This window comes from Arthrobacter gallicola (genome assembly GCF_014836775.1).
GTDB lineage: Bacteria > Actinomycetota > Actinomycetes > Actinomycetales > Micrococcaceae > Arthrobacter_B > Arthrobacter_B gallicola.
Genome location: NZ_JACSQD010000005.1, coordinates 67,572 through 84,668, shown reverse-complemented (window position 1 = coordinate 84,668; position 17,097 = coordinate 67,572). Strand labels below are relative to the sequence as shown.

The window sequence follows — 17,097 nt, the reverse complement described above, 5'->3', positions numbered from 1 at the left end:
CCAACGCACGACGGCGCCGCCGGCCAGCCCGGCCGCCGTCGTAGCGGCACCCCAGACTTTATTGAAGGAGAGGCAATGGCAGATCCAGCACGCGCTGCGAAACTCGCTGACCGTATCAAGGTAGTGGTTGCCCAGGCACTCGAACGCCGGATCAAGGATCCGCGGCTGGGGTTTGTGACTATCACTGACGCCCGCGTCACGAATGACCTGCAGCATGCCACCGTTTACTACACCGTCTTCGGTGATGAGGCGCAGCAGGCCGACACCAAGGCAGCCCTGGATTCCGCCCGCGGGATCCTGCGCTCCGAGGTCGGGAAGAACATCACCGTCCGGCTTACTCCCACCCTGGAGTTCGTTGCAGACGAAATCCCGGTCAACGCCAGCCACCTGGAAGAACTTATCCGGGAAGCCAAGAAGCGTGACGAGGAACTGGCGGCACTGAAGCAGGGTGCTGCCTACGCCGGCGACGCTGACCCGTACCGCCGGGACGAAGAAGACGACGAAGAGGACCTGCAGGACGCTCCGGCTGAAGATTCGGACGCCCGCAGCTAATCCTGCCGCTGGCAGGCTCGACAGCCTGCTGGCAGCGTGAACCCGCTGCGCCGTAATCGCTGCGTTCGCGGCCGTTGCCCACCCAGACTTTTGGGTGGGCAACGGCCTTTTCGCGTTTAAGCACCGTGGTGCAATGGGCACGGAAGACAAGCGGCTGGCGGGGGTAGGTTCCAGGGTCCGGTTCTCGGGGAGTGTCCCGCCCCCGTGGTTCGTCCCTGGGGCGGGATGCCGTCCCGTGCCTGGATGCCGCCTGGTGCCGGGCTGTTTGTTTGTGGGTTTGGCTCCGTTTTGGGACAAATCGACCGCCGGGGGACATTCCTGCCGTGGCGCCGCGCAGGAAAGTCCCTAACTGGCAGGGATGTCCCAAAGCGGAGGATAGCCGGGCGGCGCGGTGTCCCTAACTGGCAGGAATGTCCCAGAGCGGACGGTAGCCGGGCTCCCCGATGTCCCAGACTGGAGGGGATGTCCCAGACCGGAGGGTATCCGGGCGGCGATGTGTCCCAGACTGGCAGGGATGTCCCAGACCGGAGGGTAGCCGGGCTCCGCGGTGTCCCAAAGTGGCAGGGATGTCCCAGTGGATGTCCCATTCCAGCGGCCGCCTGGTGCCGGGCTGTTTGTTTGTGGGTTTGGCTCCGTTTTGGGACAAATCGACCGCCGGGAGACATTCCTGCCGTGGCGCCGCGCAGGAAAGTCCCTAACTGGCAGGAAAGTCCCAGACCGGAGGATAGCCGGGCTCGCTGGGGCCCTAACTGGCAGGGATGTCCCAAATCGGAGGGAAGCCGGGCCGTGCGGTGTCCCTAACTGGCAGGAAAGCCCCAAAGCGGAGGGAAACCGGGCTCCCCGATGTCCCAGACTGGAGGGGATGTCCCAGACCGGAGGGTATCCGGGCGGCGATGTGTCCCAGACTGGCAGGAATGTCCCCAAACGGAGGGGAGCCGGGCGGCGCGGTGTCCCAAACTGGCAGGGATGTCCCAAAGCGAAGGGTAGCCGGGCGGCACAGTGTCCCACCAGGAACACCAGCAGGGCGTAGCCCCGGCGCCAAGGCAAACCGCCCCACGTCCCAGCAGTCAGAGACCCTCCGCCCAAGGGACCGAATCACTGAAACGCACCCGCGGGCGGCATACCGGTGACCACACCAAACGCCCGGCTGGAAACTCCAACCGGGCGCAGGGCGTGACTTATGGTGCCGGTACTGCAAGCCGCCCAGCTGCCAACGGGGCGGGATTCAGCAACGCTCCGGAATCCAAACCGCAGGTACGGGAGTCTGGGGTGGCCCGGAAGGGCACCGGTCAGTCGTTGTTTGGTTCGGCAGGTTCACCGTCCGGCTGGGCGAGTCCGTGTGGATCCCCGCCTGCGTTGAGCTGGATCCGGATGACCTTACCGTCGAAGACCGGCGGCGGAGCGTTCGGATCAACCGGGGCACCGGGTTCGGGTATACCGCCCGGCGGGAGCGCGTCAACGCTGGCATAAAGCCCGGAGCCGCGGAGCTCCACGTCTGCCGGCCCGGTGACCTCGTACCACGGCTGCGGGGTTGACGTTCCGCGCGGAATCACCGAGATCCGGTTCGCGAACAGCTCGGCGACGAAGATGTCTCCGCGGCTGCTGACCGCAATGCCGGTGGGCGTGACGAGTCCGGTAGCCACCTGTTCCACGGATCCGCTGCGGGGGTTGATCCGGAAGACCGACCCGACCCCGCCCGGAGCGCCGCCGGGGAGCGAGGTGACGTACAGCTGGCCGTCGCGTCCCATGGCCATATCCGTGGGAACCGGCTCAGAGTAGTAGTCGTGACCCACGGTGCAGGCGGGCAGCATGAGTTCCTGGGCGGATTCGGGGGTAATGGCAGTCGGCACCGGCGGCAGCACGGCAACCGTGGAGGTCTCCCCGGTGCGCTCCGACACCCGAAGGATGGCGTTCGCGCCGGCATCGGCAACCAGGATGCTGCCCCTGACCCGCATGGTGTCGTAGGGATGCGAGTCCATCATGCCGGTGTAGCTGGCAGGAATCTCCGGCGGGAGCTGGCTGAGGCACGCCGCGTCCAGGTCCCGGAATCCGTAGGTGTTGACCTGGTCCGGATTTGCGCTCCTTTCATAGACAGCCAGATCCGTGATGGTGCGGATGCTGCCGCGCCGGTCCACTGACCGCAGCAGCGCGACGTTGTTCTCCGGAACCCCCAGACCCTCACCGGTTGTCAGGGAGTAGTACGTGGTGCCGCCAACTCTGGACACGGCGTCGGAAATGTAACCGGGAATCCCGGGATCCAACGTGGTCAGGGCGCCATCGTTGCCGATGCGGTTCACAGTGCCGGCAAACGTCTGAGCGACGTCGACGGACCGGTAGCTGCCAAGGGCAATCCGCAGCGGGGTAACCAGACCGGTTGCCAGCGTGGTTACTTCACCTGCCACCGGCAGCGGTTTGGGCTGGTGTGGGTGGTGCCGGTTGTGCGCTGCCGCCGGCGGCGCACCCGCAAGCCCTGCTATCAGGGCTCCGGCTGCTGCCAGCGGCAGCAGGGATGATGCGCGTTTTTTCATGATGTTCTCCTGGAAGGTGGGTCGGATAGGAGGGGATGACGACGAAAGTTGGTGCCGAAGGCGGGGGAGCGGGGACCGTGGGGGAACAGTCCGCATCCCCCGCCTTCGGTTTTGCTGCGGATCAGCGGTGTGAGCGGATCCGCAGGTCAGCGGTCAGCGGAGTATCCGCCGAGTTGGGGCCAACCTGGACCTGAACTGTTCCGGCTGGGGTGACCCAGCGGTCGGTGTCGACGTCCCAGTAGGAGAAAGCCTCAATATCCAGCGGGATCCGGACCCGGGTGCTCTCGCCTGGCTCGAGATCCACCTTGTTCCAGCCGGCGAGGGACTTCGGTGCCATCTGGACGGGGGCATTCGGGTTAGCAGTGGCGTAGGCCTGGACCACTTCGCTGCCGGCGGTGTCGCCGGTGTTGGTGATCCGCACCGAGGCCTGCAGGGGCTTGTTCCTGCAGGACTTGCCTTTGTCCCAGCCGTGGTGGTGGCCGTTGCCCTTGTCCCAGCCCCGGTTGCCTCCGTGCAGCGGGGTTCCGGTGCTGCTGTCGCCGGGATCAGCGTCGGCCCCCGGAGTTTCCGCTTCACCCTCCAAGGCGTCGAACGTGCCGCTCTTCCCGCCGGTGTTGTAAACCTTGCAGGTGATGCGCAGGTCCGAGTAGTCGAAGCTGGTGTAGGAGAGTCCGTAACCGAAGGGGTAGGCCGGTTCGATGCCGAACTGCTGGTAGCCGCGGTAACCGACAAAGATCCCTTCGGCGTATTCGGCATTGAGCCCATCCACGCCCGGGTACTGTGCCGGGGTGCTGACCGGGGTCTGTTCCGCGCTGACCGGCAGTGTTACCGGCAGTTTTCCGGAAGGGTTAACATCGCCGAACAGCACATTGGCGATCGCCGTTCCCTGGTTCTGGCCGGGGTACCAGCCGTGGATGACGCCCCCAACGGCGTCCTGCCAATCAACCACCTCAACCACACCGCCCACCGTCATAACCACCACGGTGTTCGGATTGGCAGCGCCGACGGTGCGGATAAGGTCCGCCTGCCAGTTCGGCAGCTCAAGGGTGCTGAGGTCCCCGCCTTCGGTGGAGTAGTCCCGAACCAGTACGACGGCGGCATCGGAACCCGCGGCCTGTTCGGCTGCGCTGGCAGCCTGCGGCAGGACGACGCCTTCCGGCGGCACCCAGCCGAGCTTGAGCTGCGACTCAACCTGGTTCCATGCAGAGCTGGTGTCGTAGACGTAGGTCAGCTCCACCGAGTGGGTCGAACCCGCGGTGAAGTCCAGCGGAACGGAGACGATCTGGTTCTGCTGGGCCGCCGTCGGTGTGAAGAAGTCGGCAACGTTGACTACCTCGGTGCCGTCGACCGTCAGAGTCGTCTTGCCGTTGGTGACGACCTGAAGCTCATAGGTTCCCGTTACCGGCGCGGTGAGGGTGGCGCTCCACCGTGCTGAGATGTTGGCGTTCAGATCCTGGGGGATGTCCGGGAAATGGGGGGAGTTGGCGTTCAGGCCGGAGAAGGCGTAGAAACCGGTATTCAGGCCGACATACGGTTCAACCCGGTCCAGGTACGGATCGCCGGAGAAATCCTGGTTCAGGTAATACTGAGCCGAGAGTCCGGTGCCTCCACCGCCTCCGGCGGGGGTCATAAAGGAGGATGGAATGGGCGCGGCGCCGGGCAGCAGGGCGGCGGAGGTCACAGGGTCGGTGCCCGGCACATAGGTGACTTCCGTGCCGGTGCCGGCCAGCCTCTCCTGGATGCCCGCCAGCGGCGAGGTTGCAGACGTGGGGTTGGCGATGTGGGAGCTTCCGCCGCCCTGAACCACTTCGTCGGCATCCGTCCCGATCACCGCTATCGAACCGAGATCCTCGGACAGCGGAAGGACATCGTCATTTTTCAGCAGCACCATGCCCTGGGCTGCCGCTTCGGCGGACTGCGTGTTGTGCAGTGCTTCATCAATGGGCAGCTGATCAAGGTTCCGGTCGAAGAGTCCCAGCCCGATCATGGGGCGCAGGATGCGCAGCACGGCGTCATCAATCCGCTCGATCGACACCGTTCCGGCATTGACCGCATCAATCAGCGGCTGGCAGAACAGGCAGTTACCCACTTGGCCCGGCGTGTAGTTGCCCGGCTGGTCCTGGTCCAGGCCCGCATTGATGTCCTGGGTCTCATGCGCGGCGTTGTAGTCGCTCACCACGAATCCCTGGAAACCGTACTGCTCCTTCAGCACCTGGTTGATCAGGTAGTCGTTACCGCAGGAATACTCGCCGTTGACCTTGTTGAAGCCGCACATAACGGATCCCGGGTGGGTTCCGTTGACCACCTCGGCAAAGGGCCGGTTGTAGATTTCCTGCAGGGTCCGTTCATCAACCACCATGTTGATGTCCTGCAGCCGGTTGTATTCCTGGGTGTACACCGCCCAGTCCTGGATGTTGCCCAGCAGCCCGCCGTACTCCTGGACCGTACCGTTCCAGGCATTTCCCATCGCGGACATCAGCAGCGGGTCTTCGCCAAAGGACTCGAAGTTGCGGCCGTTCTGCGGAACGCGGGCAATGTTGATCGAGGGGGAGAGGACGGTGTTCATTCCGGTCCGGAAGGCCTCGTCGGCGGTGATCCCAGCGTGGAGGTCCGCCACATCTGCGTCCCAGGAGGCTGCCGCGCTGATCGCCGAGGGCAGCAGGGTTGAGCGTCCGCCGTTGAATTGAGGTGAGCCCAGCCGCACGCCGTTGCGGCCGTCCGTCATGGTCAGGGCGGGTATGCCCAGCCGTTCGATCGGCGCATTGTAGAAGCCGTAGTCATTGTTGAGCTCGCCGTGGAGCATGTCCACTTTCTCATCGAGCGTCATTTGCTCCAGAAGCGCAGTGGCCCGCGCTGTGGCTGACTGGTCGGTATCCCAGTAGGAAACCTGCGGCTGTGGCTGATTGTTGCGGTGGGCGCTGGCGGTGGTGGGGGCCACCAAAGCCAAGGCGCAGACCACGGCTGCGACGATCCGGGCGCGTGGCCGCCGTCGCGGTGATGTTCCTGGTGTCTTGGGCCGTGAATTTTCGGCGGAATCCGTCCGCCTGCCGTTTTTGTGGAAGAGGGCCGTCAGGCCTGCTGGCGGGGGTGCTGGTCGTTTCACGAAGCGTCTCCTTGGCATTGGAACTGGCGCAATGCGAGACTCTGCCGGCCCGGAACCCCAACCGGTTCCCCCGATGCCGAAAGCAGTCCACAGACTAGGCAGGCGCAAGCGGCGTGTAAACGCGAAGTTGGGAAGAATCTGGGGCGGCCCCGTGAATCACCTGTGAACCGCTTACTTTCGGCGGCGCAGCTCAAACATCCCCGGGGTTTCTATACTTGGGCCGGCAGCCGGCTGAGCCCTTCCACCAGCTCTTCCCTCCCGCCGCACAGGGCGATGCGGACCCAGCCTTCTCCAATGGATCCAAAGGCAGTCCCGGGCGCCAGGGCCACCTGGGACTCCGCGAGGAACCGCCGGGTCCACTCGCGGATGTTGCCGCCGGAAACTGAGGAGAGGTCCGCCCACAGATAGAAGGCGCCCTGTGCAGCCAGGAACGGAAGTCCTTTCTCCGCCAGCACTGCGGAAGCCGCATCCCGGTTGGCGCGGTAATGCGCAGCTGCCGTCTGCACGTAGTCCTGCGGCCCGGTAAGCGCCGCCAGTGCCGCATACTGCGACGGCGAAGCCACACAGGAGACAATCGACTCCATTATCGTGCTCATGCGCGCCTCCATCCCCGGGGGAGTGACCAGGGCGCCGATCCGCAGCCCGGTCAGGCCGTAGGTCTTGGACAGGGTATGGGAAGCCACCACCAGCTCCCCGGCGCCGTCGAACTCCAGCGGACTCACATGCGGCACATCATAGGTAAACGCCTCATAGCACTCGTCGGAAAGGATCCACAGACCCCGGCGCCGGGCCAGTTCGACGAGTCCGCGGGTGAGGTCGGCGCTGAAGACGGATCCGAGGGGATTGGACGGGGAGTTCAGCAGCAGGACCCGGGTGCGGCCCGTGATCCTGGCGTCAATGTCCTCGATCCGGGGCTGGAAACCATTCGCGGGGTGCAGCGGGTAGTCCACCGGCACAGCGTGCAGCAGCCGGGCGGTCATGGCGAAGGTGGGATATCCCGGGTTCGGCACCAGAATCTCATTGCCGGCATCGAGCAGCAGGCTCATGGCCAGGTGCAGGCCCTGCTGGGCTCCGGCGGTGACAAAAACGCGGGACGGATCAACGGGGTTGCCGCTGAGCCGTGACACCCGCTCGGCAAACGCCCCGCGCAGGGGAGCGATGCCGGCGTTCGGTGTGTACCCGGTCTCGTCCCGTGCCAGTGTCGCCTCCGCGGCCGCGAGAATATGGGCGGGCGTTGGGAAGCCCGGTTCCCCGATGCTGAGGACCACCGCGTTGGGCACGGCCCAGGCAGCCTGGGTGATTTCGCGGATCTGATTAGGGTCAACGGTGCGTACGTGAGCGGCAAGGCTGGGCATACCCGCATGCTACCGGCGGTATGCCCGGTCCCGGCTCCAGACACCGCCGGAGCGTTCCCCCGCTCCAGGGCCGCGGCACGAACGGCACCTGACCGGCGGATATACTGAAAGGCGTGAATTCCGGGCAGGTCCGTTCAGGACTGATAATTGTGGACAAACCGCAGGGCTGGACCAGCCACGATGTGGTGGGCCGCCTGCGCAAGCTGGCTGGCACCCGAAAAGTCGGCCATGCCGGCACCCTTGACCCCATGGCCACCGGTGTCCTGGTGGTGGGCATCAATAAGGCCACCCGGTTGCTGACCTACATTGTGGGCACGTCCAAAACCTATGACGCCACGATCCGCCTGGGACAGTCCACGATCACGGACGACGCCGAAGGCGACGTGACGTCGGAAACCATCGCCGCTGCGGTCACAGATGAAGAGATCAGAACCGCGGTGGCGGCCCTCACCGGCGATATCCTCCAGGTGCCCAGCAGCGTCAGCGCCATCAAGGTGGCCGGTGAACGTTCCTATGCCCGGGTGCGGGCCGGAGGGGAAGTCAACCTGCCCGCCCGCCCCGTCACCGTCTCCCGCTTCGAAATCCATGACATCCGCCGGGAACACGGCGGCAAACTGCGCGACGTCGATGTGACCGTTGAGTGCTCGTCCGGAACCTACATCCGGGCGCTGGCCCGGGACCTTGGAGCTGCACTCGGCGTCGGCGGCCACCTGACCGCCCTGCGCCGCACCTCGGTGGGCCCCTACGCGGTGGAGCAGGCCTCCACCCTGGAGCAGCTGGCCGAAGACCTTGCCCTGCTGGAACTCAACGATGCCGCCAGGGCACTCTTCCCGGTGCGGGAACTGAGTGAAGAAGAGGCGGAGAACATTTCCCACGGCCGCCGGATCAGCGCCTCCGGCGTTCCCTCCGCGGACGGTGAGCCGGTACCGGTTGCTGCCTTCGCGCCGGACGGTGAACTCATCGGGCTGCTGGCCGACAAGGCGGACACCGCCCGGGCCCTGCTGGTCTTCGCACCCGGAAACGAAAGGGCCTAAGTGGTCGTCGACCCGCTGTACGTCGTTGGCACCATCGTCTGCCTGGTCTCCACTGTGCTCTGCGTGGGTGCAGCGATCCGGAAGCACGGACCTAACGACCTGACCATTCTTTCGGCTGCGGCCGTCGAGTTGTTTCTCCTCGTCTACGCCGTGGCGGCCATTATCCGCCAGTCCGGCGGCGAGAGCCTTCACGGTCCGGCCTGGGAGTTCTGGGGCTACCTGCTGACCGCCGTCGTTATTCCCATCGGAGCTGTTTGGTGGTCCCTGATGGACCGCTCGCGGTGGAGCAACCTGGTTCTCGGCGCAGTCGGGGTCACCGTATTTGTCATGCTGTTCCGGATGGAACAGATTTGGGACGGAGTGCCGCTGGCATGAAGAAACTGATCAAACCGAAACCTGCCGCCGAGGCCGCGGCTCCGGGAGCACGCAACGCCGGTCCCGGCAGGCTGATCGTGGCCGTCTACGGCGTTTTTGCCCTGGCGGCATCAGCGCGGGCTGCCTTCCAGATCGCGACTAAGTTCGAGGAAGCGCCGCTGGCCTACCTGCTCTCGGCCTTCGCCGCCGTCGTCTACATCGTGGCGACTGTTTCCCTGGCCCGTTCCGGCAGGACTTCCTACAAGGTCTCCGTGGCGGCCGTAAGTGTTGAGATGGCAGGGGTGCTCGCCGTCGGCCTCTTTGGCCTGCTGGACCCCGCTGCGCTGCCCGATGACACCGTCTGGTCGAACTTCGGCCAGGGGTATGGTTTTGTTCCGCTGCTGCTGCCGATGATCGGGCTGTGGTGGCTTTACCGGCACCGGGACAGCCAGTCCGCTTAGCTGTCCATCCAGCCGCGGCGGCGGGTTCTGGTCCCGTCCGCACCGTGAGACGATGTGGAAAAGGTCCACGAATCCCATCAGGGGGCAGACACCATGACCATTCCATCGCCGGGAGCGGCGGACAAAGCACACGAGACTGAACAGCTTCCGCCCGCCGGGAACTCCGAAGCACGCATCGGCAGGGCCGCCCGCCGCCAGCGCGGCCGCAGCGCCGTGGCCGAACAGTCCCGCGGGACCACCGGTGCGAAGCCCTTCAAGAGCACGGATGACTGGGGAGTGTTCCGGACGGTCGTCATCGCCGTCGGTGTCCTAATCGCCGGCATCGGCATCTATTACCTGGTGACGGGTACAGGGGGAGTGGCACAGACCAGCGGCGGAGCAGTCAACGCCTCGCTGGAGAGCCAGTTCAGGTTCTTCTCCGCAATGATGGTGGGCGTGGGGGCCGCCTTCGTAGCCATCGCCGTCAAATTCCAGTGGGCGAACATGCTCTGGCTGGTGTGCCTGATGGTGTTCCTGGGCGGAATCGGCCGGGTGCTGTCCTGGGCTTTTTCCGGCACGCCGCACTTCACCCTGATTATCCTGATGATCCTGGAGCTGGCCTTCCCGCCGGCCCTGCTGGTCTGGCACCGCTTCATTCTGAAAACCAGCGAACTGCGGCGCGAAATCCACCACGGGAGCGGCAGCGGGGATACCCCGGCAGCGAACGGTGCGTAAGGACTTTTCATTTCCGCCATAATGGATAAATGCCATTGCTCGCAGCCGGCGCTGTGACGCGGGCAAATTCATGGATGGACTTTCCGCTGGTAAGGAGCTCGGGTGTATTACTGGAATGACCTTGCGGAGGTGCCGTCCGACATTGGTCCGACAGTAGTCACGATCGGCAATTTCGACGGCGTTCACCTCGGCCACCAGCACGTGCTTTCCCGGTTGGTGAAAGCGGCACGGGAGCACGACGCCGCAGCCGTGGCCGTGTCCTTTGACCCGCATCCGGCAGCGGTGCACCGGCCCGGGAATGCCCCGGTGATGATCATGGGACCGGCGGACCGCACTGAAGCCCTCGCTGCGACCGGCCTCGACGGCCTGCTGATGGTGCACTATGACCTGGAACTGGCCTCCCTCTCCGCGGAGGAATTCGTCCGGAAATACCTCACGGACGGGCTGCATGCCGTGGCTGTGGTGCTGGGGCATGACGCCCGCTTTGGGCGCGGGAACACCGGCGACCTCGACACTATGCGCGAACTCGGCGCCGCACTCGGCTTCGAGGTTATTGCCGTGGACGACTTCGATGCGCTCCCTGAAGGCCCCGAGGACAGCCGCGGGCGCCGCTGCTCCTCCACCTGGATCCGAGAGGCACTTGCTGCCGGGGATGTGCGCACCGCGGCGAGGCTGCTCGGACGGACGCACCGCATGCGCGGTGTTGTGGTCCACGGTGCGGCCCGCGGCCGTGAGCTGGGGTTCCCGACGGCGAACCTGGCACCCGAGTCAACGGGGCTGATTCCGGCCGACGGCGTGTATGCCGGCTGGCTGGTGGGAGCGGATGGGACACGCTGGCCCGCTGCCATCTCCGTGGGTTCCAACCCCACCTTCATTGGGGTGAGCCGTCAGGTGGAAGCCCACGTCATCGACCGTCCGGCGGAGGCCGTGGAGGACTTCGATCTCTACGGACAGTGCGTTGGAGTGGAATTCGTGGAGCGGCTGCGCGGCATGGTGGCGTACACCGGACCCGAGGCCCTGATTGAGCAGATGCGTCTTGACGTGGCCCGGACCAGGGACGTCCTTTCGACAGAAAGCCCCGCCGCCGGGTAAACTGAAGAAAATTCGGCTGCGGTCCGTGGCGGCTGAATTTCTTTGTGCCCGGCGTGGTTCACCGCGCGGGGTGCAGGGTTCCCGGCAGCGAAGTGCTGACTCGGGCCTCACGGCACAACTCTAGGAGTTACAGTGGCACTCGATCCCGCCGTCAAGCAGGCGATCATCAAGGAATTCGCACTCGCAGAAGGTGACACCGGTTCCCCCGAGGTCCAGGTTGCCGTTCTGTCCCGTCGTATTTCGGACCTGACCGAGCACCTGAAGACCCACAAGCACGACCACCACACCCGCCGCGGCCTGATGGCCCTGGTTGGTCGCCGTCGCCGCATGCTGGGTTACCTGCGCGAGACCGACATCACCCGCTACCGTGCGCTCATCGAGCGTCTCGGCCTGCGTCGATAGTTCTGTTTTGAGGGCGGCACCTGCCCACGGGCAGGGCCGCCCTTGGCAGTACGGCAGTACCGGCAGACATGGACACCGGGAATTTCCCCCGGAAGCGCACCTGCCACCCGCAGCACAGCAGCAGAGGAACTGACGCAGAAACAGCAGTACAGCAGTAAACAAGACAAATACAGGAGTCAGCCAGCATCGCAGCATTCGCGGTCCTCGGTAGTGGCCTACGGGAGAATGTGCCCGTGGACCTCGATCGAAGACCGGGTGTTGAACCTCCCGCACCTCAGGGGCGCGGAGGAATCATGGGACGATGCTGGGTGCCTCCGAACACGAAGAAACGGAGGTGGCTCTCTATGGAGGGTCCCGAAATTCAGTATTCAGAAGCCATTATTGACAACGGCGCATTCGGCAAGCGGGTCATCCGCTTCGAAACCGGCCGCCTGGCCGCCCAGGCCGCCGGCGCAGCGATGGTCTACATCGACGAAGACACCGCGCTGCTCTCGGCAACCAGCGCCGGCAAGTCCCCGCGTGAAGGTTTCGACTTCTTCCCGCTGACCGTGGACGTCGAAGAGCGTATGTACGCTGCCGGCCGCATCCCGGGTTCGTTCTTCCGCCGCGAAGGCCGTCCGTCCACCGAAGCCATCCTGGCCTGCCGCCTGATGGACCGCCCGCTGCGCCCCGCCTTCGTCAAGGGCCTGCGCAACGAAGTCCAGATCGTGGTCACCGTCCTGGCGATCAACCCCGACGTGCTCTACGACGTGGTGGCCATCAACGCCTCCTCCATGTCCACGCAGCTCTCCGGCCTGCCGTTCTCCGGCCCGATCGGCGGCGTCCGCGTTGCCCTGGTCGACAACCAGTGGGTTGCCTTCCCGAAGCACTCCGAGCTGGAGCGCGCAGTCTTCTCCATGGTGGTTGCCGGCCGTATCGCCGGTGACGACGTCGCCATCATGATGGTTGAAGCCGAAGCCACCGACAACGCCTGGAACCTGATCAAGGAAGAGGGCGCCACCGCCCCGACCGAAGAGGTTGTAGCCGAGGGCCTGGAAGCTTCCAAGCCGTTTATCAAGGCGCTGTGTGACGCCCAGGCCGACCTGGCAGCCCGCGCTGCCAAGCCGACCGTTGAGTTCCCGGTCTTCCTGGATTACCAGGACGACGCCTACGAGGCAGTGGAAGCCGCAGCAGCGGACAAGCTGGCCCAGATCTTCTCCATCGCTGACAAGCAGGAGCGCGACGCCGCTTCGGACGCACTGAAGGACGAAGTCAAGGCTGAACTGGCCGGCCGCTTCGAAGGCCGCGAGAACGAAATCTCCGCAGCTTTCCGCGCAGTCACCAAGCAGGTTGTGCGCCAGCGCATCCTCAAGGAGCAGGTCCGCATCGACGGCCGCGGCCTGACGGACATCCGTCAGCTCACCGCCGAGGTCGAGGTTCTGCCCCGCGTGCACGGTTCGGCCATCTTCGAGCGCGGCGAGACCCAGATCCTGGGTGTTACCACGCTGAACATGCTGAAGATGGAACAGCAGATTGACTCGCTGTCCCCGGTCACGCGCAAGCGTTACATGCACAACTACAACTTCCCGCCGTACTCCACCGGTGAAACCGGCCGCGTGGGTTCGCCCAAGCGCCGCGAAATCGGCCACGGCGCCCTGGCAGAGCGCGCGCTCGTGCCGGTGCTGCCCTCGCGTGAAGAATTCCCGTACGCCATCCGCCAGGTCTCCGAAGCCCTGAGCTCCAACGGCTCCACCTCCATGGGTTCGGTCTGCGCCTCGACGCTGTCCATGCTCAACGCCGGTGTGCCGCTGAAGGCTCCGGTTGCCGGTATCGCCATGGGCCTGGTTTCCGACCAGGTCGACGGCGAAACCCGGTACGCTGCCTTGACCGATATCCTCGGCGCCGAAGATGCCTTCGGCGACATGGACTTCAAGGTTGCCGGTACCTCCGAGTTCGTCACGGCGATCCAGCTGGACACCAAGCTCGACGGCATCCCCGCCTCGGTCCTGGCCGCCGCCCTGAAGCAGGCCCGCGAAGCCCGCCTGCACATCCTCGGTGTGATGGACGCTGCGATCGATACCCCGGATGAGCTCTCCGAGTTCGCTCCGCGGATCATCTCGGTGAAGATCCCCGTGGACAAGATCGGCGAGGTCATTGGCCCGAAGGGCAAGATGATCAACCAGATCCAGGAAGACACCGGCGCTGACATCTCCATCGAAGATGACGGCACGGTCCTGATCGGCGCCACGGACGGCACGTCCGCCGAGGCTGCCCGGGCTGCGGTCAACGCGATCGCCAACCCGATGGTTCCCGAACTGGGCGAGCGTTACCTGGGCACCGTTGTGAAGACCACCACCTTTGGTGCCTTCATCTCGCTGACCCCGGGCAAGGACGGCCTGCTGCACATCTCCGAGCTGCGCAAGCTCTCGGGCGGCAAGCGCGTGGACAACGTTGATGACGTTGTTTCCGTCGGCCAGAAGATCCAGGTTGAAATCACCAAGATTGACGACCGCGGCAAGCTGTCGCTTTCGCCGGTTGTTGCTGACGACGACGCTGAAGACGAAGCGGCGACAGCAGAGTAGATGCCTGAAAACACCAAGGACAACCGTTCCGGCGCCGGCTTTGCCGGCACCGGGACGGTTGTCCCGTTTCCCCTGACAACCCGGCCGGGCGATCCGGCCATTGAGATCGGCGACCCGGCCGGTGCCATCGTGCGGCGCTCCGTCCTGCCCGGCGGCGTCCGGGTGCTGACTGAGGCGATGCCCGGCCAGCGCAGCACCACCATCGGTTTCTGGGTCGGCGTCGGCTCCCGTGACGAGGCCGAAGGCCAGCACGGGTCAACGCACTTCCTGGAGCACCTGCTGTTCAAAGGCACGGAACGCCGCAGCGCCATGGACATTGCCTCGGCTTTTGACGAAGTTGGCGGCGAATCCAATGCTGCGACGGCGAAGGAAAGCACCTGCTACTACGCACGCGTGCTGGACACTGACCTGCCGATGGCCATTGACGTAATTGCTGACATGGTGACATCCGCCGTTCTGGATCCCGAGGAACTCGAGCAGGAACGCGACGTCATCCTCGAGGAAATCGCGATGGACGCGGACGATCCCGCGGACCTGTGCCACGAGAAGTTCGCCGAAGCGGTCCTGGGCGACCATCCGCTGGGCCGTCCGATCGGAGGCACCCCGGAAGCCATCAAGGCCGTACCCCGCGAGGCTGTGCTGGAGCACTACCGGCGCCATTACCGTCCCGAGACGCTCGTGGTCACGGCCGCCGGCGGACTGGAGCACGAGATTGTGGTCTCGCTGGTCCTGGAGGCGCTCAAGCGCGCCGGCTGGGAGCTGGACGAGGCCGCCGAACCGGTTCAGCGCCGGGACACCACCCCAGCGGCCATTACCGGCACCGGAGGCGTCCACGTGTACAACCGTCCGGTGGAGCAGGCCAACATTGTGATGGGCTGCCCGTCGCTGGTTGCCACGGACAGCCGCCGCTTCGCGATGAGCGTGCTCAACACGGTCCTGGGCGGGGGCATGTCCTCCCGGCTGTTCCAGGAAATCCGCGAAAAGCGCGGGCTGGTGTACTCCACCTACTCGTTCTCGGCCTCCTACGCCGATGCCGGGTACTTCGGGATGTACGCCGGATGCTCACCGGCCAAGACACGGCAGGTCATTGACCTGCTGGAGTCAGAGCTGGACCGCCTGGCATCCGCCGGACTGGAGCCCGGGGAGCTGGAGCGGGCCAAGGGCCAGATCTCCGGCGGCATGGTGCTGGGCATGGAGGACTCCGGTTCACGCATGTCCCGGCTCGGCCGCGCCGAACTGGTCAGCGGCGAGTTCATCGATATTGAGGAATCCCTGGCCCGGATCCGGTCGGTGACCGCGGAGGAGGTCCAGGCCCTCGCCGTCGAACTGGCAGCAGCGCCGCGGACCATCACCGTCGTCGGCCCGTTTGAGTCGGCTGCGGAGCTTGGTTTCTAGACACAACGCGGATTCCAGGTACAAGACGAATTCCAGGTACCACCGCAAAACGCCAAGGGGCGGCCTTTCCTTCGGGGAAGGCCGCCCCTTGGCTGTGCCCGGACAGGCGGCGGAAGTCCCGGGCGCCTGAGCGTCCTTAGCCGCCGGCGAAGGGCGGCAGGATGTCCACGGTGTCGCCGGGTTCCAGCAGCGCCGAGCGGCTGCGTGCCGCGATCTCATTGACCAGGAACGTGCTGCGCCCGATCACGGTTTGCAGCACCGGCGTGCCCTCGGGGGCATCCGGATGCCTGGCAGCAAGCTTCTCCAGCAGCTCACCGAGCTCCAGCGGCCCCAGGTCCAGGGATTCCTCTTCAATCCCGGCTGCCGCTTTCGCGGCGCCAAAATAGCGGATCAGCACTTAGCCACCTATCGCACTCATAGTTCTGTCGGGCTGCACATAGTCCGGAGCGCCGAGCCCGGCGTGGTCCATTCCGTGGGCCTTGGGTTTGCCCCACATGGCTTCCTGCCAGCGGCGGGCAACAACGGCGTCATCGGTGCTGCTGCGCAGCAGCTCCAGCAGGTCGGTCTCCTCGTGGGAGAACAGGCAGCTGCGCACCTTCCCTTCGGCGGTGATCCGGGTGCGGCGGCAGTCAGCACAGAATGGTTCGGTGACGGAGGCAATGATGCCGACGACGCCGGCCACCTCGCCGGGACTGCTGCGGTGCCGAACTTCCCAGCGCTCTGCCGGGGCGCCGTCGCGGTTGCGGGGATCGGGGGTCAGGACAAACGATTCCTCGAGCAGCGTGCGGATCTCGGCAGCGGTGATCATCCCGTCCCGGGTCCAGCCGTGGTCGGCGTCGAGGGGCATTTGTTCAATAAAACGCAGTTCGAAGCCGCGCTCCACCGCCCACCCGAGCAGGCGGGGCGCCTCGGCGTCGTTGACCCCGCGCATCAGCACGGCATTGATCTTAATGAGCCCGAGGCCTACGCGGGCGGCTTCCTCCACACCTGCCAGCACCCGGTCCAGGAAGGGACGGCGGGTGAGCTGTGCAAACGTACCGGGGTGCAGCGAATCCAGGGAGACGTTGATCCGGGTAAGCCCGGCGTCCTTCAACCGCTGGGCTTTTTTATCCAGGCCCAGTCCGTTGGTGGTCAGCGAGACCGGAAGGTCCGGATGATTGGTACGGATCCCCGCCACAATCTCCACCAGGTCGGCCCGCACCAGCGGCTCGCCGCCGGTGAGACGGAGCTCGCGGACACCCAGGCCGTTCACACCAATGCCCACCAGGCGGACGATCTCGGCGGCCGTGAGGACCTTGTCCTTGGGCAGCCAGTCCAGTCCGGATGCCGGCATGCAGTACGTGCAGCGGAGGTTGCATTTATCCGTCAGCGAGAGCCGCATGTCCGTGGCCCGGCGGCCAAAGCGGTCCACCAGCCCGTTCAGGTTTTCCGGGGCTGCTGCAGCGGGAGCCGCTGTATCCGGGCTCCCCGGGAGCGGCCGCGGCGGCGAAACGGCGGGCATACCCAGCGAAATTCCCATGCCTCGAGTGTAGGCCGTTTCACAACC

The 17,097-nt window shown here is 65.4% G+C and carries 14 protein-coding genes; 9 read left to right on the top strand and 5 right to left on the bottom strand.

The window, feature by feature from the left end; all coding sequences use genetic code 11:
* Positions 1-75: 75 nt before the first annotated feature.
* Positions 76-552 (top strand): 30S ribosome-binding factor RbfA, encoded by a 477-nt coding sequence (gene rbfA, locus H9639_RS11530; RefSeq protein WP_191808227.1) that lies wholly within the window; start codon positions 76-78, stop codon positions 550-552.
* 1,289 nt (positions 553-1,841) lie between these two features.
* Here the strand turns inward: rbfA and H9639_RS11525 are convergent.
* The 3 genes from H9639_RS11525 to H9639_RS11515 all read right to left on the bottom strand — a co-directional run bounded on the left by H9639_RS11525 (position 1,842) and on the right by H9639_RS11515 (position 7,538).
* Entirely contained in the window at positions 1,842-3,080 is a 1,239-nt protein-coding gene (locus H9639_RS11525) for a ScyD/ScyE family protein (protein WP_191808226.1), read from the bottom strand.
* 121 nt (positions 3,081-3,201) lie between these two features.
* Entirely contained in the window at positions 3,202-6,183 is a 2,982-nt protein-coding gene (locus H9639_RS11520; protein WP_191808225.1) for a glycoside hydrolase family 3 C-terminal domain-containing protein, read from the bottom strand.
* 209 nt (positions 6,184-6,392) lie between these two features.
* A complete protein-coding gene (locus H9639_RS11515; protein WP_191808224.1) occupies positions 6,393-7,538 on the bottom strand; it encodes a pyridoxal phosphate-dependent aminotransferase in 1,146 nt (381 codons plus the stop codon).
* A 113-nt stretch (positions 7,539-7,651) separates the two neighbouring features.
* On the opposite strand from H9639_RS11515, the gene truB reads away from it, so the two are divergent.
* From truB to H9639_RS11475, 8 genes are all read left to right on the top strand, one after another.
* The gene (gene truB, locus H9639_RS11510) at positions 7,652-8,572 is read left to right on the top strand and encodes a tRNA pseudouridine(55) synthase TruB (protein ID WP_318242065.1); all 921 of its coding nucleotides are present in this window, start codon (positions 7,652-7,654) and stop codon (positions 8,570-8,572) included.
* Positions 8,573-8,947 carry a hypothetical protein gene (locus tag H9639_RS11505; protein WP_191808223.1) on the top strand — a complete coding sequence of 125 codons (375 nt, stop codon included), beginning with the start codon at positions 8,573-8,575 and terminating at the stop codon, positions 8,945-8,947.
* Positions 8,944-9,387, top strand: coding sequence for a hypothetical protein (locus H9639_RS11500; protein WP_191808222.1), 444 nt, complete (start codon positions 8,944-8,946; stop codon positions 9,385-9,387). Before H9639_RS11505 ends, H9639_RS11500 begins: the two co-directional genes overlap by 4 nt.
* Positions 9,388-9,480: 93 nt before the next feature.
* Positions 9,481-10,101: a DUF4345 domain-containing protein gene (locus H9639_RS11495; protein ID WP_191808221.1), complete on the top strand. Its 621-nt coding sequence runs from the start codon at positions 9,481-9,483 to the stop codon at positions 10,099-10,101.
* Between the two features lie 102 nt (positions 10,102-10,203).
* Positions 10,204-11,193, top strand: a complete 990-nt coding sequence (locus tag H9639_RS11490) for a bifunctional riboflavin kinase/FAD synthetase (RefSeq protein WP_191808220.1) — start codon at positions 10,204-10,206, stop codon at positions 11,191-11,193.
* A 132-nt stretch (positions 11,194-11,325) separates the two neighbouring features.
* Positions 11,326-11,595: a 30S ribosomal protein S15 gene (rpsO, locus tag H9639_RS11485; protein ID WP_066302831.1), complete on the top strand. Its 270-nt coding sequence runs from the start codon at positions 11,326-11,328 to the stop codon at positions 11,593-11,595.
* A 344-nt stretch (positions 11,596-11,939) separates the two neighbouring features.
* Positions 11,940-14,156: a polyribonucleotide nucleotidyltransferase gene (locus tag H9639_RS11480; protein WP_191808219.1), complete on the top strand. Its 2,217-nt coding sequence runs from the start codon at positions 11,940-11,942 to the stop codon at positions 14,154-14,156.
* A complete protein-coding gene (locus H9639_RS11475) occupies positions 14,157-15,551 on the top strand; it encodes a M16 family metallopeptidase (RefSeq protein WP_191808218.1) in 1,395 nt (464 codons plus the stop codon). It begins immediately after the preceding gene.
* Between the two features lie 136 nt (positions 15,552-15,687).
* Here H9639_RS11475 and H9639_RS11470 read toward each other — a convergent pair whose 3' ends face one another.
* Together H9639_RS11470 and moaA are read right to left on the bottom strand one after the other, a co-directional pair.
* Entirely contained in the window at positions 15,688-15,948 is a 261-nt protein-coding gene (locus H9639_RS11470) for a MoaD/ThiS family protein (protein WP_191808217.1), read from the bottom strand.
* On the bottom strand, positions 15,949-17,070 hold the full coding sequence (gene moaA / locus H9639_RS11465) for a GTP 3',8-cyclase MoaA (RefSeq protein WP_191808216.1): 1,122 nt from the start codon (positions 17,068-17,070) through the stop codon (positions 15,949-15,951).
* Positions 17,071-17,097 lie beyond the last annotated feature (27 nt).